This window comes from Caballeronia sp. INML1, from assembly GCF_023631085.1.
GTDB classification, from domain to species: Bacteria; Pseudomonadota; Gammaproteobacteria; order Burkholderiales; family Burkholderiaceae; genus Caballeronia; species Caballeronia turbans.
Genome location: NZ_JALQDT010000022.1, coordinates 14,568 through 35,577, shown reverse-complemented (window position 1 = coordinate 35,577; position 21,010 = coordinate 14,568). Strand labels below are relative to the sequence as shown.

Annotated in this window: 18 protein-coding genes; 8 read left to right on the top strand and 10 right to left on the bottom strand. The window is 64.1% G+C overall.

Translation table 11 applies throughout. The features are described from left to right. Positions 1-86 precede the first annotated feature (86 nt). A complete protein-coding gene (locus NCR38_RS08565; RefSeq protein ID WP_250476814.1) occupies positions 87-1,325 on the bottom strand; it encodes a cupin domain-containing protein in 1,239 nt (412 codons plus the stop codon). A 33-nt stretch (positions 1,326-1,358) separates the two neighbouring features. Here NCR38_RS08565 and NCR38_RS08560 point away from each other — a divergent pair, with 33 nt between their 5' ends. Next, positions 1,359-1,910: a peptidylprolyl isomerase gene (locus NCR38_RS08560; protein WP_061119649.1), complete on the top strand. Its 552-nt coding sequence runs from the start codon at positions 1,359-1,361 to the stop codon at positions 1,908-1,910. A 43-nt stretch (positions 1,911-1,953) separates the two neighbouring features. Here NCR38_RS08560 and NCR38_RS08555 read toward each other — a convergent pair whose 3' ends face one another. From NCR38_RS08555 to NCR38_RS08535, 5 genes are all read right to left on the bottom strand, one after another. Then, the gene (locus tag NCR38_RS08555) at positions 1,954-3,309 is read right to left on the bottom strand and encodes a hypothetical protein (RefSeq protein ID WP_250476813.1); all 1,356 of its coding nucleotides are present in this window, start codon (positions 3,307-3,309) and stop codon (positions 1,954-1,956) included. Beyond that, a complete protein-coding gene (gene mutS, locus NCR38_RS08550) occupies positions 3,272-5,980 on the bottom strand; it encodes a DNA mismatch repair protein MutS (protein WP_250476812.1) in 2,709 nt (902 codons plus the stop codon). The genes NCR38_RS08555 and mutS overlap by 38 nt, the downstream gene beginning before the upstream one ends. Positions 5,981-6,220: 240 nt before the next feature. Further along, the gene (locus NCR38_RS08545; RefSeq protein WP_250476811.1) at positions 6,221-6,589 is read right to left on the bottom strand and encodes a YqjD family protein; all 369 of its coding nucleotides are present in this window, start codon (positions 6,587-6,589) and stop codon (positions 6,221-6,223) included. A gap of 195 nt (positions 6,590-6,784) precedes the next feature. Further along, positions 6,785-8,083, bottom strand: coding sequence for a lysophospholipid transporter LplT (gene lplT, locus NCR38_RS08540; RefSeq protein ID WP_061119730.1), 1,299 nt, complete (start codon positions 8,081-8,083; stop codon positions 6,785-6,787). Between the two features lie 194 nt (positions 8,084-8,277). Beyond that, a complete protein-coding gene (locus tag NCR38_RS08535) occupies positions 8,278-9,081 on the bottom strand; it encodes an inositol monophosphatase family protein (RefSeq protein ID WP_061119646.1) in 804 nt (267 codons plus the stop codon). 249 nt (positions 9,082-9,330) lie between these two features. Between NCR38_RS08535 and NCR38_RS08530 the strand changes: the two genes are divergently transcribed. Beyond that, positions 9,331-10,101 (top strand): RNA methyltransferase, encoded by a 771-nt coding sequence (locus NCR38_RS08530; protein ID WP_061119645.1) that lies wholly within the window; start codon positions 9,331-9,333, stop codon positions 10,099-10,101. 190 nt (positions 10,102-10,291) lie between these two features. Continuing rightward, a complete protein-coding gene (gene cysE, locus NCR38_RS08525) occupies positions 10,292-11,086 on the top strand; it encodes a serine O-acetyltransferase (protein ID WP_250476810.1) in 795 nt (264 codons plus the stop codon). A 7-nt stretch (positions 11,087-11,093) separates the two neighbouring features. Here the strand turns inward: cysE and NCR38_RS08520 are convergent, their stop codons facing one another. The 4 genes from NCR38_RS08520 to NCR38_RS08505 all read right to left on the bottom strand — a co-directional run bounded on the left by NCR38_RS08520 (position 11,094) and on the right by NCR38_RS08505 (position 13,908). Continuing rightward, positions 11,094-11,894 carry a UDP-2,3-diacylglucosamine diphosphatase gene (locus tag NCR38_RS08520; protein ID WP_061119643.1) on the bottom strand — a complete coding sequence of 267 codons (801 nt, stop codon included), beginning with the start codon at positions 11,892-11,894 and terminating at the stop codon, positions 11,094-11,096. Positions 11,895-11,907: 13 nt separating this feature from the next. Further along, positions 11,908-12,399 (bottom strand): peptidylprolyl isomerase, encoded by a 492-nt coding sequence (locus NCR38_RS08515; protein ID WP_061119642.1) that lies wholly within the window; start codon positions 12,397-12,399, stop codon positions 11,908-11,910. A gap of 75 nt (positions 12,400-12,474) precedes the next feature. After that, complete coding sequence (locus tag NCR38_RS08510) at positions 12,475-13,056, bottom strand: peptidylprolyl isomerase (protein ID WP_061119641.1); 582 nt, start codon at positions 13,054-13,056, stop codon at positions 12,475-12,477. Between the two features lie 51 nt (positions 13,057-13,107). After that, entirely contained in the window at positions 13,108-13,908 is an 801-nt protein-coding gene (locus tag NCR38_RS08505) for a tetratricopeptide repeat protein (RefSeq protein ID WP_086961305.1), read from the bottom strand. Positions 13,909-14,368: 460 nt separating this feature from the next. Here NCR38_RS08505 and cysS point away from each other — a divergent pair, with 460 nt between their 5' ends. The 5 genes from cysS (at position 14,369) to NCR38_RS08480 (ending at position 21,003) form a co-directional block, all read left to right on the top strand. Continuing rightward, positions 14,369-15,766, top strand: a complete 1,398-nt coding sequence (gene cysS / locus NCR38_RS08500) for a cysteine--tRNA ligase (protein ID WP_250476809.1) — start codon at positions 14,369-14,371, stop codon at positions 15,764-15,766. A gap of 47 nt (positions 15,767-15,813) precedes the next feature. Next, positions 15,814-16,860, top strand: coding sequence for an endonuclease III domain-containing protein (locus NCR38_RS08495; protein WP_061119639.1), 1,047 nt, complete (start codon positions 15,814-15,816; stop codon positions 16,858-16,860). Positions 16,861-16,989: 129 nt separating this feature from the next. Continuing rightward, positions 16,990-17,961, top strand: a complete 972-nt coding sequence (locus NCR38_RS08490) for an acetyl-CoA carboxylase carboxyltransferase subunit alpha (protein WP_061119638.1) — start codon at positions 16,990-16,992, stop codon at positions 17,959-17,961. A gap of 39 nt (positions 17,962-18,000) precedes the next feature. Beyond that, entirely contained in the window at positions 18,001-19,428 is a 1,428-nt protein-coding gene (gene tilS / locus NCR38_RS08485) for a tRNA lysidine(34) synthetase TilS (protein ID WP_250476808.1), read from the top strand. Positions 19,429-19,752: 324 nt separating this feature from the next. After that, on the top strand, positions 19,753-21,003 hold the full coding sequence (locus NCR38_RS08480) for an aspartate kinase (RefSeq protein ID WP_061119636.1): 1,251 nt from the start codon (positions 19,753-19,755) through the stop codon (positions 21,001-21,003). The last annotated feature ends 7 nt before the right edge of the window (positions 21,004-21,010 follow it).

The window sequence follows — 21,010 nt, the reverse complement described above, 5'->3', positions numbered from 1 at the left end:
GTCTTTCTCATACAAACTTTCATATTGCGGAACAGCAAAATTCTAGCATCCGCAGCGTATCAGGAAGTCTCGTGAAGGCAAGCCTGTCAAGGCAAAGCACCCATCCGGAGCCAGCCCGCACAATACCATTCGTGCAGCAGCGCTGTCATTGACGATTCGTCTGTAAGTGTTACAAAGCGTTTCGCTTCCAGACAGCGAGCATCGGCCAATTCGGGGAGCCACTTTTTAAGCCTGGACGACAACATTGCGGCTTCACCATTTACGAAAAATGACCGCGCGTCATAGAGCAAAATAGTCTTTCTATCTAGCCTGACGCCCGTCTTTTTGGCTCTTTCCACAAATTTTTGCTCATTCAACGCGCGCTCGGGCGGGTCGAATACGACATTCGCTTTCGGCTCGCTCAAATACGTGCCTAAAAACGCCGCGATGTCCTTTTCGTTCCAGTTGACGTTCGCAAGGATCGCGCCAACACGGTCGACGAGCAGGGCGGGCAGCGCCGCCGGACTCGACACGGGCTCCTGCGCCGGATCGCGATAGCGCGCGTTCCCTTTAGGGCCATCCGAGGCGTCGCCCATGCGCTCGGCGAGGTGATAGAGAAACTGCGCCGTGAGTTCGTGCGTGGAGGGCGCGCGAAAGCCGATCGACGCGGTCATGCATTCGCCTTCCGCGATGCCGTCGTGCGCGATATGCGGCGGCAGATAGAGCATGTCGCCGGGCTCCAGCACCCATTCCTCCTCGGGCTCGAAGTGCTGTAAAACTTTCAACGGCAGTCCGGGTTTTAGCGAAAGGTCGCGCTGCGCCCCGATGCGCCAGCGCCGCTTGCCATGCACCTGGAGCAGAAAGACATCATAGGAGTCGAAGTGCGGTCCGACACCGCCGCCATCGGTCGCATACGAGATCATCATGTCGTCGAGACGCGCGTCCGGAATGAAACGGAACCGGTTCATCAACGCGTGCGCGCGATCGTCGTGCAGATTCACGCCCTGCACGAGCAGCGTCCACTCGCGTTTCTTCACCGGGGGCAATTCGTCAGGCGCGAACGGGCCGTGCTCCAGATTCCAGGTGTTGCGAAAATGTGTGATGAGACGCGACTCGACGTCGTCGAGATCGGCGAGCTCGAACAGCTCGTCGCGTGCGAGCGGCGCCGTAATATCGGGAATGGCCTGCCGGATCAGAAGGGGCTTTTTCTGCCAGTAACGTCGCATGAACTGTCGCGGCGTACGGTTGCCCAACAGGGGTGTGAGTTCGTCTGGCAAAGGCGCGCGAGCATGCGCGGGAAGGCCGGAAACCGGGGATGGTGTTGCGTCTTGGGGCCGCTTGGGCATCGTATAATCGAGGCTTGTATCTTGGAGGATCCAATGAAAATTGCGAAAGACACTGTCGTTTCGGTCGCTTACAAGCTATCGGATGCGCAAGGCAATCTGATCGAGGAGAGCGACGAGCCGATGGTCTATCTGCACGGCGGCTATGATGGCACGTTCCCCAAGATCGAGGAAGCGCTCGACGGTCACGAGGCGGGCTATGAAACGCTCATTCAGCTCGAACCGCAGGATGCGTTCGGCGAGTACGATCCGGAACTCGTGAAGGTCGAAGAGCGCAGCCGTTTTCCCGAGCCGCTGGAAGTGGGCATGCAGTTCGAGGGCACGCCCGAAGACGGCGATGACGACGTCGACTCGCTGATCTATACCGTGACCGACGTCGCCGAAGACAAAGTCGTGCTCGACGGCAATCATCCGCTCGCGGGCATGGCGCTGCGTTTCTCGTTGTCGGTGCAGGAAGTACGCACGGCGACGGATGACGAGATTCAGCATCAGCACGCGCATGGCGCGGACGGCCTGCACGTCATCGACGAAGATGAAGACGACGATGACGGCGAGCCGCGCAAGGATGCAGGTCCGACGCTGCATTGAGCGCGTCGACCGCTCAGGAAAGCGCAGCTTCGGCTGCGCTTTTTTATTGTCCGCTCGCGCCGTTTTGCACGCCCGATGCAGGTACCGGATAGATCGGCGGCAAGGACTGCGGCGGCGTGAGGATCGGCGGCAGACCAGACGCAGGTAGCGGCATCGAAGGCGGCGGGGGCAGCGACTCCGGCAGATCGTTGCGCGGCAGCACAGGCGGCGCCGATTCCGGCAACGCGGGTTGCGGTGCGGGATAGGGCGCCGGATAAGGTGCATAAGGCTCGCTCGGCTGCGCGGGCGCTCCGGGCGGCGGCGCGTTCGATTCTCGCGTACGGGTCTCCTTCACATCGCGCACGCGCAGTCGAAACGGCGGATGCCATTGCGCATCGCTTTGCACTTCGAGCCATTGCGATTGCGGCTTTCTGAACGCGAGCGCGACGCGCGTGAGATTCGTGACGATCAAGCCCTTGTCGTTGCGCAATGGCTGGTCGATATGAAAGCCGTTCGGCTCCGGCGCATCGGTGCCGTGGATCACGATGACCGGTCCGCGAAAACTTTCGGCCGCCTTCACGAGACTGCGCTTCAGTTCGAGGAAGCCATCGCGCGGCTGGTTCGAGCGCGAGAAGTGCAGCCATGCAAAGCGTTCGCGCCGCTCGTAGCGAGAGAAGTCAGGATCGGCCTGAAGCACGATCACGAGCGCGCGCATCTCGGAGCGTCGCGCCGATTCCGCCGCATGTTCCAGCCAGAAGCTCGTCGCGACGGCGCGGTCTTCGAACTCGCCGTTGCGTCCCCCCGCGGTCAGATAGTGATTGTTCGGGCTCGGCACATTCAGCCCGATGAACGCGATGCCTTGCGCCTGCCAGCGCACGATTTCGCGGAACGTGCGAAAGCGCGCGAGGTCGCTCTCGCGCGACAGTGTGAGCGGACTTTGTCCAAGCGAACTGGCATCCGTGAAGAAGAGCTGACGCACGAAATCGAGCCGTTCGACCGGGTCGTAAGCGCCCGCATGCGCGAGGCCGCAATCGGCCCAGTCGTGCTGGCCGAGCAACAGCACGACTGGCGTGCGCGACGCGTCCAGCAGGTCGTGCCGCGACTGATAGATGCTGTCGCGACACGGCTCGGTGCTGCCCTTGAAGTTGCCGTCGTAGACGATGAACGCGATGCTGCCGTCGCGCCCGATCGCATCGAGCATGCGGCGCACGGGTGCTTCGTCGGCGGGGCGGGTGAGGGCGTCGGAAATCACGGCGAAGCCGAGCGGCGCGTTCCCCTCGGCGTGCGCATGCGCGATCGCGCCGCATGCGAGCGCGACCGCGATCGTCACGGCGCTTGTCAGGCGCGCCGCGGCGTTGCGCTCGACGCGCGGAGCGCCACGCTCAACGCGATGCATCCGGCGGACGATTCGCCAGTTCATGCAGTTCGTAGAGCAGATCGAGCGCTTCGCGCGGGCGCAGATCGTTCGGATCGAGCGCGCGCAGCTTGTCCATCACCGGATGTTCCGGCGCTTCGGTCTTCTCCAGCTCTTCGTGGGGCGGATCGTCGTCTCCATACGGCGTATACGGCTGGCTCGCGAACAGATCGAACTGTGCAGCGGGCTGGCTGGCCGATTGCTGTTCCAGATGCACGAGATGCTTGCGCGCCGCGCGAATCACCGCTGCCGGCACGCCCGCGAGTTGCGCGACCTGCAGACCGTAGCTCTGATTGGCCGGACCTTCGCTCACCGCGTGCAGGAACACGATGCCATGATCGTGCTCGACCGCCGACAGATGCACGTTCGCCGCCTGGGCGAACTCCGCGGGCAGTTGCGTAAGCTCGAAGTAGTGCGTCGCGAAGAGCGTGTAACAGCCGTTGTGCGTGAGCAGATGCCGCGCGATCGCCCACGCGAGCGCGAGGCCGTCGAAGGTCGAGGTGCCGCGCCCGATCTCGTCCATCAGCACGAGGCTCGATGCGCTCGAGTCGTTGAGGATCGCCGCCGCTTCGGTCATCTCGACCATGAAAGTCGAGCGGCCGCCCGCGAGATCGTCGGCCGCGCCGATGCGGGTGAAGATGCGGTCGAGGGCGCCGAAACGCGCGCGTTTCGCGGGCACGTAACTGCCGACGTAAGCCATCAGCGCGATCAGCGCGGTCTGACGCATGAAGGTCGATTTGCCGCCCATGTTCGGGCCTGTGATGAGCAGGAGCTTCCGGTCCTGACTCAGGCAACAATCGTTGGCGATGAACTGCTCGACCTGCGCCTCGACGACCGGATGCCGGCCCTGTTCGATATCGATGCCCGCATCGGCGGTGAATTCCGGCGCGACCCAGTCGAGCGCGCGGGCGCGTTCGGCAAACGCGCACAGGAGATCGAGTTCCGCGAGCGCGCTTGCGACGCGCTGGCAATCCCCGATGAATGGCAGCAGAGTCTGCAGCAGCGCGTCGTACAGCGCGCGTTCTCGGGCGAGGGCGCGCTCTTGAGCGGACAGCGCTTTGTCCTCGAAAGCCTTCAATTCTGGCGTGATGTAGCGCTCGGCGTTCTTGAGCGTCTGACGGCGGCGGTAGTCGTCGGGAACCTTGTCGGTCTGCCCGCGCGTGACTTCGATGTAGAAGCCATGCACCTTGTTGTATTCGACGCGCAGATTCGCAATGCCCGTGCGCGTGCGCTCGCGCGCTTCGAGGTCGATCAGGAACTGATCGCAGTTCTCCGAAATATCGCGCAGTTCATCGAGATCCGGATCGTAACCGCGCGCGATCACGCCGCCGTCGCGAATCAATGCGGCGGGCTCGGTCGCGATGGCGTTGGTCAGAAGATCGAGACACTCGTGCGGCGGCTCCAGCTCGGCGGCGATGCGCTCCAGCGCCGGCGTGTGCGCGGCGAGGCTCGCGACGAGCGCGCGCAGGTCTGGCAGCGCGGCGAAGGTATCGCGCAGGCTCGACAGATCGCGTGGCCGCGCCGACAGCAACGCGAGACGGCCCGTGATGCGCTCGATGTCCGAGATCTTGCGCAGCGCGCCGCGCAGGGTGTCGAGACCGCCGGTCGTGGGCGCGTCGAGCAATGCGCCGATCGCTTGCTGGCGCGCCTGCGCGATCGATGCATCGCGCGGCGGATGATGCAGCCAGTGGCGCAGCAGACGGCTGCCCATCGTCGTGCAGCAGGTGTCGAGCAGCGAGAAGAGGGTGGGCGACTCGGTGCCCCGCAGCGTCTCCGTGAGTTCCAGATTGCGCCGCGTGGCGGGATCGAGCCCGATGTATTCCGATTCGTATTCGACCTTCAGGCTGCGCACGTGACGCAACTGCTGACCTTGAGTCGCCGCAGCGTAGAGCAGCAGCGCGCCAGCCGCGCCGCACGCGCAGGTGAGGGTTTGCGCGCCGAAGCCGTCGAGGCTCGCGACGTCGAGCTGCTCGCGCAAGCGCTGCGTGCCCGACCCGACATCGAAGTGCCATGCCGGAACGCGCGTGGTCGCACCGGGATTCGTCACGCCGAGCGATGCCGGGACGTCGGTGATCGAATCCGCGATGAGCGTTTCGGCCGGACGAATGCGCTCGAGCGCCGTGCTGACTTGTCCCGGCGCGACTTCCGCGAGGCGCAATGCGCCGCTCGCGAGATTGAGCCACGCGAGACCGACGCTCGTGACGACGCCGCGACGATTGTGCGCAGGGCAGAGCGCCAACAGATAGACGTCGCTCTTGTCCGAGAGCAGGGCCGCGTCGGTCAGCGTGCCCGGCGTGACGACGCGCACGACCTTGCGCTCGACCGGCCCCTTCGAGGTCGCCGGATCGCCGATCTGTTCGCAAATCGCAACCGACTCGCCGAGCTTCACGAGCTTCGCGAGATATTGCTCGCATGCGTGATGCGGAACGCCCGCCATTTTGATCGGATTGCCGCCCGACGCGCCGCGCTGCGTGAGCGTGAGATCGAGCAGGCGCGCGGCCTTTTCGGCGTCATCGAAGAAAAGCTCGTAGAAATCGCCCATCCGGTAGAAAACGAGCGTGCCGGGATGCTCCGCCTTGATGCGCAGATACTGCTGCATCATCGGCGTGTGCTGGGACAGATCCGCGAGCGGCGCGGTGTCGGTGGAGGTGTCGGGGGATGCCGTGTGATTGCCCATCTTGCGTGCTGTGAAAGCCGGAACGACCAAACGGCCGGACGCGACGTGCACCGGCCGCCAATCAGCCGATAGGGCAAGAGTTTAACCTGTCGCGGGAAGACGGCGATTCGGCCAGATGGCCAATGGACTGTTGCTGCGGGCAATTACATCGTGCCCTCACGCCTATCGCGAGAACAGCGCATGCCGCCGGAACAATCGCGAGACCGTTCCGGCGGCAGATTCAGACGAAGCCGCAGCGCTTCACGCGCGCCCGGCGAGATAACCGATGAGCAACGCGAGGCCGGCCACCGCGCCGAGCGTGTGCCACGGCTTGTCATGGACGAATTCGTCGGCGTAACCGGCGACATCGTTCAGCTTGCCGGTGATGGCGCCGCCCGCGCCGTTCATCTGCGAACGCGCGATTTTGAGCTTCGATTGCAACTCCTTGCGCAGCTTGTCCGCGTCGATGTCCTTGGCGTTCTGGATCGAGCTTTCCAGATCGTCGAGCAGACTGCGCAACTGGCCGCTGGCCGAATCGACCGCGTCACTCGCACCGCGCACCGCGCGCTGGCCGAGATCGGCTGCGCCATTGATCTTGCTGTCGAGCGTCGAACGTGTGAACAATCCCATTTTCATGCTCCTTTATTGACGTTGCCGAATGAATGTCGCCGGGTCCGCCTTCCTGTCGTCACTGTCGTTACGTCTTGTGCGGAAATCCCTGCGCGCCTACAGCTTTACGACTTCGCCCCGGGCGTGCGCGTTCCCTCCCTTCTTCCTCCTCCGCGGCGCCGGGGTATGAACCCAGAATATACGATGCAGCAAGGTTCATTCCTCGACCAGCGCGATGAGATCCGTATTACGCTCGTTCTGCGTGTGACGGCGCATTGCGAGCGCCATCATCAGACACACGAACAGACCGAATACGACGATGATCCATTGCACCGGCACATTGATCGTCAAGAGCAGCGCGTAGGTGCCGAGCATCGCGAGCACGGCGATATTCTGATTGAAGTTCTGCACCGCGATGGAATGTCCGGCGGACAGCAACGTCGCGCCGCGATGCTGCAGGATCGCGTTCATGGGCACGATGAAAAAGCCGGACAGGCTGCCGAGCGCGATCATCAGCGGATACGCCATCAGGATGTACGCCGGCGCGAACCACGGGCCGATATGCACGCCCGAGTCTGCCGGGAACAGGTCCTTGTTATAGAACGCCATCGCGACCGCCACCGCGCCGATGAGCACGCCCACGGGCAACACTTTGAGCGACTGGCGCAGCATGATCCACGCGGACGCCGCTGCCGCCCCCAGCGCGATGCCCAGGCCTGTCACGCCCTGCAGGATGGCGGCTTTCGAGAGCGACAGGCCCAGATTCGCGTCGGCCCATTTGAGCACGAGCAACTGAAGTGTGACGGCCGAGCCCCAGAGCAGCGTCGTGACCCACAGCGCGATCTGCCCGAGCTTGTCTTTCCACAGCACCTTGAAGCAATGCGAAAAATCGTGGACGAGCCTCGTCGGCTCCGTCAAAAGGTTTGGATAACGCGCGCCGGTGTCGGGAATGAACACGTTGATGACGGCCGCCGACGCATAGATCACCATCACGGCGAAAAGCGCGGCGTGCGCGGCGGTATTCACGAGCGGCAAATGCGCATGCGTAACCCAGCGCGCGACGACCTGACTCACGAGCGCGCCGCCGATCACGGTGCCGAGGATCGTCGAGCCGACCGTCGCGGATTCGAGCCACGCGTTCGCCGCGATCAGCTTCTGCGGCGGCAGCAGCTCGGTGAGAATGCCGTACTTCGCAGGCGAATAAGCGGCCGCGCCGAGACCGACGACGCCATATGCGAGCATCGGATGGACGCCTGCGATCATCATCGCGCAGCCGGCCGCCTTGAGCGCGTTCGAGACGAACATGACGTGGCGCTTCTGGATGGCATCGGCGAATGCGCCCACGAACGGTGCGAGCACCACATACGAAATCGTGAAGAAGATTTGCAGAAGCGGTGTGACCCACGGCGCCGAATGCACGACGGCGAGCATCGCGATCGCGGCGATCAGGAGCGCATTGTCGGCGAGCGAGGAGACGAACTGCGCGGCGATGATCGTGTAGAAGCCTTTCTTCATGAGCTGGCGTGACGTGTGGCGCGGCGCGCGGCGCAAGAGCGGGGCAGACGGGGAAAAAGCGCGCATCGCCCGTGCGGACACGAGGGCAAAGTTTGCACTTTAACGGAGCCCTGCATTCGTTGCAGAGCAGGCGGCGCGCCCGGGGCGCGAGAGGAGGGAAACGACGGGGCGCAAGGCGCGCCCCGCCGATGCGCTTATTCGCCGGTCAGACGCGTGCGCGAATACATGTCGAGAATCTTGACCATCTGAGCGTACACCTTCGGATTGGCGGCGACGATCTCGTTCTTGAACAGGAAATCCGATTCGCCGGTGTAGTTGCCGACGAGCCCGCCCGCTTCGGTCACGATCAGGCTGCCCGCGGCCACGTCCCACGGATGGATGCCTTGCTCGAAGAAGCCGTCGAGACGCCCGGCCGCGACGTTCGCGAGGTCGAGCGCGGCGGCGCCCGGACGGCGCAGGCCCGCGCACGACAGCGTCATTTCGCTGAAGAGGCGCATATAGCCGTTGAGGCCCTGGCCGTCGCGGAACGGAAAGCCCGTGCCGATGAGCGCGTCCGACAGACGATCCAGCTTGCCGACGCGAATGCGCCGTTCGTTCAGATATGCGCCGCGGCCGCGCGATGCGGTGAAGAGGTCGTTGCGCGTCGGATCGTAGATGACCGCCTGCTGCACGACGCCCTTGTGCGCGAGCGCGATCGACACGCAATAGTACGGAAAGCCGTGGATGAAGTTGGTCGTGCCGTCGAGCGGATCGATGATCCACTGGAACTCCGACTCGCGATCCGTTTCGCCGGATTCTTCGGCGAGGATGGAGTGATCGGGATAGGCAGTGTGCAGTGTCTCGATGATGGCGGCTTCGGACGCCTTGTCGACTTCCGTCACGAAGTCGTTGTGCTGTTTCTTGCTGACCTGGATGCGATCCAGATCGAGCGACGCGCGATTGATGATCTGTCCGGCGCGGCGTGCGGCCTTGACAGCGATGTTGAGCATCGGATGCATGAGCGAAATCCTCTGACCGCCGCGCGCTCATGTGAACGGATGCGCGCGGGCGGAAAAGTTGGCGACAACGACTATGTCGACGAAAGACGAATTGAATAAGAGCGGTGCGTTCGCGCGAAGGTTCGACTCGATGAAAAAACCGTTCGCGGCGCGCGAAGGGGCCATTTTACCCGAAAGTGGCCGCGCGATTTCGCCGGTTCTGCAAAGCGCGTTAACATAGCGGGTTCGCACATCAGCAGACATCGCGCCTTGGAACCCAACGAACTTTCCGCGCCCGCAGGCGGCTTCACCTCCACGCGCTTCATCCTCGTCGAGCCGAGTCATCCGGGCAATGTCGGCGCCGCCGCGCGCGCGTTGAAGACGATGGGCTTCGCGCGCCTCGTGCTCGTCGCGCCGCGCATCGCCGGCGTCAAGAACGAGCCCGAAGCCATCGCGATGGCCTCCGGCGCCGATGACGTCCTCGCGTCCGCCCACGTCGTCGATACGCTCGCCGACGCGCTCGTGGGCGTGCACTGGTCCGTCGCGCTCACGGCACGCATGCGCGAATACGGTCCGCCGCAGATGCCCCCGCGCGCGCTTGCCGGGCGCGCGCATGAGTTCGTGCGCCAGGGCGACATCGCGCTCGTGTTCGGCAACGAGCGCACGGGCCTGTCGAACGCGGATGTCGAGCGCTGCAGCGCGCTTGCGCATATTCCTGCCAACCCCGCCTACAGTTCGCTCAATCTCGCGCAGGCCGTCCAGGTGCTCGCTTACGAGCTGCGGCTCGCGTTTCAGGCGCCGGCGCGTGCGCTCGCCGTCGCCGAATCGTCGGGGCAGAGTGCGTCGAGCGATGAAATCGAAGGCATGTACGCGCATCTCGAAGAGGCGCTCGTCGCGCTCGAGTTCCTCGATCCGGACAATCCGAAGAAGCTGATGTCGCGCGTGCGGCGGCTCTTCGCGCGCGCGGGGCTGGAGCGCGAAGAGGTGAATATCCTGCGCGGAATGGCAAAGCACATCCTCCTGCACGCGAACAAAGACTAGAACGCGCGTGCTCTGATCTGACCGATAGCAGCGACCGCGATGCCATCGGGGGCATCGAGCGAACTCTTCGCGCTCGCCCTACAATCGGCAAAAAACCGCGACAGCCGATATAAGCTTTGCGTGTTCCGTGCTTAAGGCCTTGCACTGCACGAACGTCCGCGCGCCCCCTTCCCACAATCGAGATATCGCCATGTTCGACCGACTTCGCGAAGACATTGCCGCCATCCGCGAGCGCGATCCCGCCGCCCGCAGCGCGTGGGAGGTCGTCACCTGTTATCCCGGGCTGCACGCGATCGTCCTGCATCGTGTAGCAAACGCGTGCTGGCGGGCGCAATGGCGCTGGCTCGCGCGCTTCGTGTCGCAGCTTGCGCGCTTTCTTACGGGCATCGAGATTCATCCGGGCGCGACGCTCGGGCGGCGCGTGTTCATCGATCACGGCATGGGCGTGGTGATCGGCGAGACCGCTGAAATTGGCGACGACTGCACGATCTATCAGGGCGTGACGCTCGGCGGCACCTCACTCACGCGCGGCGCGAAGCGCCATCCGACGCTCGAGCGCGGCGTGATCGTCGGCGCGGGCGCAAAAGTGCTCGGCGGCTTCACTATCGGCGCGGATGCGAAGATCGGCTCGAACGCGGTGGTCGTGAAGCCGGTGCCGGCGGGCGGCACGGCGGTGGGCAATCCGGCGCGCATCGTGATGCCGGCGGTTTCCAGGCCGAAGGAAACGAGGCACGAAGGTTTCTGCGCTTACGGCATCACGCCGAACGCGGACGATCCGGTCTCGCTCGCCATCCACGGCCTGATCGATCACGCGTCGACGCAGACGCAGCGCATCGACGACATCGTCGCGGCGCTCGAGCGGCTCGGCGCGCGCGTGGAAGCGCTCAATGCCGTCGATGGCGCCGCGCTCGTCGATCTCAAGCGTCTGTGTACGTCGATGGACGGCAAGACGGCGGAAGAGCGCGCCGCTTCGCTGGAGCGATAGGGCGCTACTAGAGCGGCAGCGCGCGCACGCCTTCGTCGTCGAGACGCAGATAGCCGCCGCGCGGCGTGTTGGCGTCCAGCTCCCAGTCGGGCAAGACCCAGCGCACGCCCTCGACTTCGCGATGCATCGCCGGACGATGTGTGTGGCCGTGAATCAGCGTATTCGTGCGGCTCTTGATGAAGAGTTCGGACACTGCCTTCCTGGTCACGTCGTATTTGGCCTTGATGCCGGTCATGCGCGAGCCTTCGCTCTTCGTGCGCATGCGCTGGCCTATTCCCAGGCGCGTGTCGAGCGGCAACGCCAGAAAAAGGCGCTGCGCGAACCGGTTGCGCGCGAACGCGCGAAAGCCCTGATACGCGCGATCCGCCGTGCACAGACCGTCGCCGTGCGCGAGCACGATGCGCTTGCCGAACGCGGTGATCACGAAGGGGTCGGGCAGGGGCAATGCGCCCGCATCTTTCATGAAGCGCTTGCCCAGCAGGAAATCGCGATTGCCGTGCATCACATAGAGACCGATGCCGCGTTCGGACAGCGTGTGCATGAGGCGCGTCATGCGGCGCGCGAAGTCGGCGCGCGCGTCGGTCGCGGGACCGTCGAGAATGTCGTCGCCGATCCAGAACTCGAACAGGTCGCCGAGAATGAAAACGGAGTCCGCGTCGTTCGCCGTGACCTCGATGAAATGCTCGAAGGCGGCGACCGTTTTCGGAATCGCTTCCGAGAGATGCAGGTCGGCAATGAAAAACAGCGGGCGCGCTTTGTTCGCTGCGCCCGCTGCTTCGCGATCGAATGAAGTCTTCGTATCGATCATGCAATGACCGGGATCAGACCACGACGGCCTTCTCGATCACCACGTCGTCGACCGGCACGTCCTGGTGGAAGCCCTTTGAACCCGTCTTGACCTTTTTGATCTTCTCGACCACGTCCATGCCTTCGACGACACGGCCGAACACGGTATAGCCCCAGCCTTGCGGCGTCGGCGACGAGTGGTTCAGGAAGTCGTTGTCCTTCACGTTGATGAAGAACTGCGCGGTTGCCGAATGCGGATCGTTCGTGCGCGCCATCGCGATCGTGCCGGTGTCGTTCTTGAGACCGTTGTTGGCTTCGTTGTTGACCGGCGCATCGGTCGGCTTCTGGTTCATGCCCGGCTCGAAGCCGCCGCCCTGGATCATGAAGCCGTCGATCACGCGGTGGAACACGGTGTTGTCGTAATGACCCTTCTTCACGTAGTTGAGGAAGTTCTCGACGGTCTTCGGCGCCTTCTCGGCGTCCAGTTCCAGCTTGATGACGCCGTGGTTCGTATGTAGTTCGACCATGATGGTGTTTTCTCCAATGTGTTTGATTGAGCCCCGACGCGGCCTGCGCGCGAGGTCAGCGACATGCGCTTCGGATTACTGCGAGACCACGGTGGCCGACTCGATCACGGTCGGCTTTTGCGGCACGTCCTGCATCGGGCCGCGCGTGGTGGTCGGGCTGCCCTCGATCTTCTTCACGACGTCCATGCCCGCGACGACCTTGCCGAACACGGCATAGCCGTTGCCGTCAGGGCTCGGATAGTCGAGACCCGCATTATCGACCGTATTGATGAAGAACTGGGCGGTGGCCGAGTTCGGGTCGCTCGTGCGCGCCATCGCGATCGTGCCCGTGGCGTTCTTCAGACCGTTCTTGCTTTCGAGCGGAATCGGCGCGCGCGTCGGCTTCTCGGCGAAGCTCGTGCTGAATCCGCCGCCCTGGATCATGAAGCCCGGAATCACGCGGTGAAAGATCGTGCCGCTGTACTGACCGGACTTCACATAGTCGAGAAAGTTCGCGACTGTCTTCGGCGCCTTCTCGGGATACAGCTCGACCTTGATGTCGCCTTGCGTGGTCTTGAAGAGCACGGTGGGGTGCGCAGCCTGCGCAGTCGGCTGGGCGAACGCCGGCGCGCTCGCAATCAGGGCAGCGCTCGAAAGCGCCAACATCAGGAATTTCATGAAGGATGGATCCTCGTGTGGTGAATGCAGACAGTCGAGTGCGAAGGGCGCTTACGGTTGCGCCTTCGGCGCGACATAGGGCGTGGTCGGCAGCGGGCCGGTCGGGCCGCCGAACGGCGAATACTCGTCGGGCGCTGGCATGGCCGGCGAGCCGGTGTCGGACGCAGGCGCCCATTCGTCGGCGGCCGTGCGCGGCGCGATTGCCGCACCCGCGCCGGATGCGCCTTCCGCCGCGCCCGCGCGCTTCTTCGGAGGCGTGTAGATGTTCTGGATCGCCGTGATGCGCTGGCTCGTGATCGGGCTCTTCGAGCCGAGCGATTGCGCGCGCTTGTACGACTCGCTCGCGAGACGAAGATAAAGATCGCCCAGATTGTCGTATGCGAGCGCATAGCCGGGGTTCGCCTTGACCGCCGTTTCGAGCGCGGCGCGCGCGTCTTCGTAGCGGCCCTTCTTCGCGTAGAGAGCGGCGAGATTGTTGTATGGCTCGGGCAGTTCTGGATAGGCCTGCGTGAGCTCGGTGAAGGCGGTGATGGCTTCGTCGTCGCGGTTCAGGCGCGCGAGCACGGTTGCGCGCTTGAACTTCGCCTGCACGTCGCGCGGATTGGCCGCGATGCGCGCATCGAGTTGCGTGAGTGCGGCGCTCCAGTCCTTGTTCGCGATGGCCGAATCGACTTGCGGCGTGTCGTCGCGCGTGGCGGTCGAGGTCTGCGCGAGCGCGGCCCCGGACATGCCGACGCATGCGGCGAAGCCGAGCGTCGCGATGGCGAGCGTCCGGGCGGCGAATGTGCCGAGCGTCCGGGAAGCGAACCGGCAAGAGAGTTGCAGAGACGTGCGCGCTTTGCGATGAGTCACTTGGAATCGAGTCAATGAAGGTTGCAGCGAAAGAAGCCACGAAAGCGGCGAAAGAGACCGCGAGCGCGTGAGGGCGTGAACGATCGCGAGGACCGGAGAGCGAGCAGATTTGCCCGATGCGGCGCACTGTCCGGCAAGGCTTTCGGCCTGGCCCGGAGCGCGGCTTGCAAAGCCCGCCGCGCGGCCGCTTCGACATTTCATAGGCTCAAGTCCCGGTGTTATACTCCGACCCATTCTAACAAAAGGTCTGCACGTCCCGCGCACGTGTCTTGCGCCTGGTTCTCCGGGCACGCATGCCGCGCCGACGCCAGACTATCTTTCGCCACTCGTGGCCGCCTCCGTCCTGGTCGCATGACCGTCGTGTTCGTGCTCGCGTGTGGGTCTCGTTTGCTCCCGCGCGCTTCGAACACGCCGCCTGCTGCCCGGCATACGGTCGACTCCGGTCCATGCTTCGCCTTCTATGAACTCGCTGCGCATCTACAACACGCTCGCCCGTGACAAGCAACCCTTCACGCCGCTCAAAGCCGGCGAGGTACGCATGTATGTCTGCGGAATGACGGTGTATGACTATTGTCACATCGGCCATGCGCGCGTGATGGTGGTCTTCGATATCGTGCAACGATGGCTGCGCACGCTCGGCTACAAGGTCACGTATGTGCAGAACATCACGGACATCGACGACAAGATCATCCGCCGCGCAGTCGAGAACAACGAGCCGATCAGGTCGCTCACGCATCGCTTCATCACGGCGATGCATGAAGACGCGGCCGCGCTCGGCGTCGCGCGCCCGGACATCGAGCCGCGCGCGACCGACTTCATCCCGCAGATGCTCGGCATGATCGATGCATTGGAGGCGAACGGCTACGCGTATCAGGCGAAGGACGGCGACGTGAACTACGCGGTGCGCAAGTTCGCCGACTACGGCAAGCTGTCGGGCAAGTCGATCGAAGACCTGCGCGCGGGCGAGCGCGTCGCCGCGAACGATGCGAAGGAAGATCCGCTCGACTTCGTGCTGTGGAAGCAGGCGAAGGCCGGCGAGCCCGCCGACTCCGGCTGGGATTCGAAGTGGGGCCGCGGGCGTCCGGGCTGGCACATCGAATGTTCCGCGATGGGCTGCACGCTGCTCGGCGATCACTTCGACATTCACGGCGGCGGGCAGGACCTGCAGTTCCCGCATCACGAGAACGAAATCGCGCAGAGCGAAGGCGCGACCGGCAAGACGTTCGTGAACTACTGGATGCACAACGGCTACGTGCAGATCGACAACGAGAAGATGTCGAAGTCGCTCGCCAACTTCTTCACGATCCGCGAAGTCCTTGAAAAATTTGATGCCGAAGTGGTGCGCTTCTTTATTGCGCGGGCACACTACCGGTCGCCGCTGAATTACAGCGACGTGCATATCGACGATGCGAAGAACGCGTTGACGCGCCTATATACGGCGTTGAAGGATGTCGAGCCGGACAATCAGCAACTTGACTGGAACGAGGCGAACGCGCAGCGTTTCCAGTCTGCGATGAACGACGACTTCAATACGCCGGTGGCCGTATCAGTGTTGTTCGATCTCGCGAGCGAAGTGAATCGTACGCGCGAGCCCGCGCTCGCTCGTCAGCTCAAGGGTCTCGCGGGCGTGCTCGGTCTACTCGGGCGCGAGCCGCGTGTGTTCCTGCAGCAGGCGAGCGGCACGGGTTCGGAGCCGCGACTTTCGCCGCAGGAGATCGAAGCGAAGATCGCCGGACGCATTGCCGCGAAGCAGGCGAAGAACTACGCCGAAGCAGACCGGATTCGTGCCGAATTGCTCGAAGCCGGTATTGCGCTTGAAGACAAACCGGGTGGGTCGACCGAATGGCGCCGCGTGTGAGCGCGACCATTCGAACCCTCTGATCGACTCACCAGGCAGGAGGCAAGATGGCAACGGCCAGGAAGACGCCGGTCAAACGACCCGCGTCTGTCAGCGATGCGTCGGGCGCGGCAAAGCGCACGCGCGGCGCGCAAACGAAAGCGGACACGCAGCAGATTGATGGCGCAGGTGCGACGGGCGGCCGCAAGACGGCGCTCAAGCGCGGCCCCGCCGGCGCGAAGCCGGCGAGAAGCGCCGCGCTCAAGGCGGCGAAGCCCGAGACGGCGGCGCGCCTGAACGGGGCCGCACGCCCATCCAACGCAGGCACGGAAGAAGCCGAAGCGTCGCCCGCGAAGGGCAACGGCCGCGCGGTTGCCGGCGATGGCGCGAGCGCGCAGGCGCTCGTCGCGGAGCGGGGCGAAGTCGTGCGCAAGTCGCGCGTCGTCACGGCTGACGCGGCGGTGCCGGTGCAGATCGGCGGGCTCACGCGCGAAATCGTTCGTCCCGACTACTGGGATCGTGCGTGCGCCGATCTCATGAAGCGCGACCGCATCCTCAAGAAGCTGATCCCGAAGTTCGGCGAGATCCATCTCGTCAATCTCGGCGATCCATTCTCGACGCTCGCGCGCTCGGTGGCCGGTCAGCAGATTTCAGTGAAGGCGGCGCAAGCGATCTGGGAGCGCGTGAAAGGCGCATGCCCGGAGGTCCATCCCGCGCATTTCATCCGTCTCGGCCACGAGAAGCTGCAGGCGTGCGGTTTGTCCAGACGCAAGGCCGAATACATTCTCGATCTCGCGCAGCATTTCGAATCCGGCGCGCTGCATGTCGATGCATGGACATCGATGGACGACGAAGCCGTGATCGCCGAGCTCACGCAGATTCGCGGCATCGGCCGATGGACGGCTGAGATGTTCCTCATCTTCAATCTGTCGCGCCCGGACGTTTTGCCGCTCGACGATCTCGGCCTGATTCAGGCAATCAGCGTCAACTACTTCAGCGGGGAGCCGGTGACGCGCAGCGAGGCGCGCGAAGTGGCGGCGAACTGGGAACCATGGCGCACGGTCGCGACCTGGTACATGTGGCGCAGTCTCAATCCGATTCCGGCGGATCACTAAAATACACACGCGCGGGGCGCGCGAATTTCGCGACCTATCGTTGATTTATAATCGATAGTTCCCGCGCGAATTTTTGAGGGACGGACGCGGTTAGAATACGCGCTGCCCGATGTTCTAGGACTCGAACATATGAAGACCACGTTTCTGGATTTCGAGCAGCCGATCGCTGAACTCGAAGCGAAGATCGAAGAACTCCGCTTCGTTCAGGACGATTCCGCTGTCGATATTTCGGAAGAAATCGAGCGGCTGTCGAAAAAGAGCCAGCAGCTCACGAAGGATCTCTACGCGAACCTGTCGCCCTGGCAAGTTTCGCAGATTGCGCGTCACCCGCAGCGTCCGTACACGCTCGACTATGTGAGCGAGCTTTTCACCGATTTCCACGAATTGCATGGCGACCGCGCCTTCGCGGACGACCTCGCGATCGTCGGCGGTTTCGCGCGTTTCAACGGTCAGCCGTGCATGGTGATCGGCCATCAGAAGGGCCGCGATACGAAGGAACGCGCGCTGCGCAACTTCGGCATGCCGCGTCCGGAAGGTTATCGCAAGGCCGAGCGTCTGATGCGCACGGCCGAGAAGTTCAGCCTGCCGATCTTCACGTTCGTCGATACGCCGGGCGCCTATCCGGGCATCGGCGCGGAAGAGCGCGGACAGTCCGAAGCCATCGGACGCAATCTGTATGTGATGGCCGAGCTCAAAACGCCGATCATCACGACGATCATCGGCGAGGGCGGCTCGGGCGGCGCGCTCGCGATCGCGGTCGCCGATACCGTGATGATGCTGCAGTTTTCAACCTATTCGGTGATCTCGCCCGAAGGCTGCGCGTCGATTCTGTGGAAGAGCGCGGCGAAGGCGCCCGAGGCGGCCGAGGCACTCGGCCTCACGGCGCATCGCCTGAAGGCGCTCGGTCTGATCGACAAGATCGTGAACGAGCCGCTCGGCGGCGCGCACCGCGATGCGAAGGGTATGGCCGCGCTCCTGCGCCGCGCGCTCGCCGATTCGCTTCGTCAGTTCCAGGGCATGAGCGTCAACGATTTGCGCGAGCGCCGCTTCGAGAAGCTGATGGCGTACGGCAAGTACAAGGAATCGCTGCCGGGCGCGTAATCCCGCCATCGTTCGTCATCTCATCTTTCACGAACTCTCGTGACATCCGATAACGAAACCCCAGCCGGCCGCCTCGTCTTCGAGGCGGTGCGCGCGTCGGTTTCGGACGCGGACCTTTCCTCCGATGCGCTTCTCGCGGTCGCCTTGAGCGGCGGGCTTGACTCCACCGTGCTGCTCGATGCCGCCGTGCGCTGCTTCGGCGCGCGGCGCATCGTCGCGCTGCATATTCATCATGGCCTAAGTCCCAACGCGAACGCGTGGGCCGCGCATTGCGAGCGCTTCGCGGCGTCGCTCGACGTGCGTTACGCCGCGCGTCATGTCGATGTCGCGCGCGCGGGCGGCGAGAGCCTCGAAGCGGCGGCGCGCGACGCGCGTTACCGCGCGCTCGACGACCTCTGCGACGAGCACGGCGCGAACGCGCTCCTGATCGCGCATCACGCCGACGATCAGGCCGAAACCGTGCTGCTGCAATTACTGCGCGGCGCGGGCGTCGCGGGTCTGGCGGCGATGGCGCCGCAGCGGGCGGACGGCGCGGTGCCGCGTCTGCGTCCGCTTCTGCGATTGCTGCGCGCGCAACTCGAGCAATACGCGCACGAGCGCGATCTGAGCTGGATCGACGACGAATCCAACGGCGACACGCGCTACTCGCGCAACGCGCTTCGGCATGACGTGCTCCCCGTGCTCGCGGTGCATTTCCCCGGTTTTCGCGACGCGCTCGCGCGCACGGCATCGCATGCGGCGTCGGCGCAGCGGCTTCTGGATCAGCTCGCGCGCATCGATCTCGTGCATGTGCGAAGCACGAGCGAAGAGGGCGCGCTCATGCTCGACGCGTTCCTCGCACTCGACGACGATCGCGCGATCAACCTCATGCGTTTCTGGATTCGCTCGCGCGGCCTCCTGGCGGCATCGACGGCGCGTATCGCCGACATGCTGCGCCAGTTGCGCGATGCGGCTGCCGCGCGCGATGGCCATGCGCTGCGCGTCGATCATGCGGGGCATAGCCTGCGCGTCTATCGCAATGTGCTGTTCTGGGAACCGGGCGACAGCGCTGACGCGCCCGATCTCGACGAAGGCGCGGCCCCGTTCAAAGCCGTTGTGGAACTGCAATGGCGGGACGAGGAGGTGTGGCGCCTGCCGCAATGGCGCGGCTCGTTCGTGTTCGAACCTGTCGATGCGCCCGGCGACGACGTCGTCGGGGAAGGCGTGTTGCGCGCCGCGCCGCTCGCCGCGCGCTCGCGGGCCGGCGGGGAACGCATGCGCGTGGCGTCCGAAGCGCCGAGCCGCACGCTCAAGAACCTGTTTCAGGAGCGCGGCGTGCCGGCGTGGAAGCGCGATGTGCCGATGCTTTTCGTCGGCGAGGCGTTGCTCTTCGTGCCGCATGTGGGCGTGAATCGCGACGCGGCGCCGAGTGCGGCGCACGGCCCGCTGCGCCGCATTTCATGGCGGCCGGATTTACTGCTGGCGTAGGGCGCTTGAGGCAGGCGTTGAGCCGAAGTCGGTAAAATCGCCGCCACGGTCGCTCCATCTTGTAATTTCAGCCTCGATCGGGTACGGTAACTCGTTTTCGCCCAAGCGCGTGTTTGCGCGGCATCTCCGTTCAAAAGACTCGATTTCGCCCGCAACGACGCATCCGTGCGCCGCGTACAACATTCGTGCGAGCGCGCGACGGGCGTGCGGCAGCGCCCGCTGCTCGTAGGCTTCGACATCCCCTGAAGCAAATCGAGCGCGAGTCTCAAGCGCTCTCACGCCAACGCGCGTGAAGCGCGGTTTTCCCTCCAGTTCAAAACGACAATGGCACTCATCGTACACAAATACGGCGGCACTTCGATGGGCTCGGTCGAGCGCATCAAGAACGTCGCCAAGCGCGTCGCCAAATGGCACAAGGCCGGCCACAAGATGGTCGTCGTGCCCTCGGCGATGTCTGGCGAAACCAATCGCCTGCTCGGTCTCGCAAGAGACATCAAGGCCGACCCGGACCCGCGCGAACTCGACATGATTGCCTCGACCGGCGAGCAGGTGAGCGTGGGGCTTCTCGCCATCGCGCTGCACGCCGAAGGCCTCGACGCCGTGAGCTACGCCGGCTGGCAAGTGCCGATCAAGACGGACAGCGCGTTCACGAAGGCGCGCATCAGCGAGATCGACGGCGAGCGCGTGCTGAAGGATCTCGACGCGGGCAAGGTCGTGGTCATCACCGGCTTCCAGGGCGTCGATCCCGAAGGCCATATCGCGACGCTCGGCCGCGGCGGCTCGGACACGTCGGCGGTGGCGATCGCGGCGGCCATGAAGGCGGACGAGTGCCTGATCTACACCGACGTCGACGGCGTCTACACGACCGACCCTCGCGTCGTTGAAGAAGCCCGCCGTCTGGACCGCGTGACCTTCGAGGAAATGCTGGAAATGGCGAGCCTCGGCTCGAAGGTGCTGCAGATCCGCTCGGTGGAATTCGCCGGCAAGTATCAGGTGAAGACGCGCGTGCTCTCCAGCCTGACCGATCCGCTGATGCCGCTCGCCGATGAGATGCACTCCGGCACCCTGATTACTTTTGAAGAAGACGAGAACATGGAAAAAGCAGTGATTTCTGGCATCGCGTTCCAGCGCGACGAAGCGCGCATCGCGGTCATGGGCGTGCCCGACAAGCCGGGCGTCGCGTATCAGATTCTCGGACCGGTCGCCGATGCGAATATCGACATCGACATGATCATTCAGAACCAGAGCGTGAACGGAAAGACCGACTTCACGTTCACGGTTGGCCGCGGCGATTACCACCGCGCGCTCGAAATCCTGAACAACCAGGTGAAGGGCCACGTTCAGGCGGAAACCGTTCTGGGCGACCCGAAGGTGTCGAAGGTGTCGGTGGTGGGCGTCGGCATGCGCTCGCACGTTGGCATCGCGAGCACGATGTTCCGCACGCTGTCGGAAGAGGGCATCAACATCCAGATGATCTCCACTTCGGAAATCAAGATTTCGGTGCTGATCGACGAGAAGTACACCGAACTCGCCGTGCGCGCGCTGCACAAGGCATTCGAGCTCGACCGTGCGTAATTGCGTG

Coding starts and splice junctions, on each gene's coding strand:
- lplT (WP_061119730.1), bottom strand. CDS start 8,083: ATGAAGAAAGGCTTCTACACGATCATCGCCGCGCAGTTCGTCTCCTCG.
- cysE (WP_250476810.1), top strand. CDS start 10,292: ATGTTCGACCGACTTCGCGAAGACATTGCCGCCATCCGCGAGCGCGAT.
- NCR38_RS08555 (WP_250476813.1), bottom strand. CDS start 3,309: ATGAACTGGCGAATCGTCCGCCGGATGCATCGCGTTGAGCGTGGCGCT.
- NCR38_RS08490 (WP_061119638.1), top strand. CDS start 16,990: ATGAAGACCACGTTTCTGGATTTCGAGCAGCCGATCGCTGAACTCGAA.
- NCR38_RS08535 (WP_061119646.1), bottom strand. CDS start 9,081: ATGCATCCGATGCTCAACATCGCTGTCAAGGCCGCACGCCGCGCCGGA.
- NCR38_RS08560 (WP_061119649.1), top strand. CDS start 1,359: ATGAAAATTGCGAAAGACACTGTCGTTTCGGTCGCTTACAAGCTATCG.
- mutS (WP_250476812.1), bottom strand. CDS start 5,980: ATGGGCAATCACACGGCATCCCCCGACACCTCCACCGACACCGCGCCG.
- NCR38_RS08515 (WP_061119642.1), bottom strand. CDS start 12,399: ATGGTCGAACTACATACGAACCACGGCGTCATCAAGCTGGAACTGGAC.
- NCR38_RS08545 (WP_250476811.1), bottom strand. CDS start 6,589: ATGGGATTGTTCACACGTTCGACGCTCGACAGCAAGATCAATGGCGCA.
- NCR38_RS08495 (WP_061119639.1), top strand. CDS start 15,814: ATGGCAACGGCCAGGAAGACGCCGGTCAAACGACCCGCGTCTGTCAGC.
- NCR38_RS08520 (WP_061119643.1), bottom strand. CDS start 11,894: ATGATCGATACGAAGACTTCATTCGATCGCGAAGCAGCGGGCGCAGCG.
- NCR38_RS08565 (WP_250476814.1), bottom strand. CDS start 1,325: ATGCCCAAGCGGCCCCAAGACGCAACACCATCCCCGGTTTCCGGCCTT.
- NCR38_RS08510 (WP_061119641.1), bottom strand. CDS start 13,056: ATGAAATTCCTGATGTTGGCGCTTTCGAGCGCTGCCCTGATTGCGAGC.
- cysS (WP_250476809.1), top strand. CDS start 14,369: ATGAACTCGCTGCGCATCTACAACACGCTCGCCCGTGACAAGCAACCC.
- NCR38_RS08480 (WP_061119636.1), top strand. CDS start 19,753: ATGGCACTCATCGTACACAAATACGGCGGCACTTCGATGGGCTCGGTC.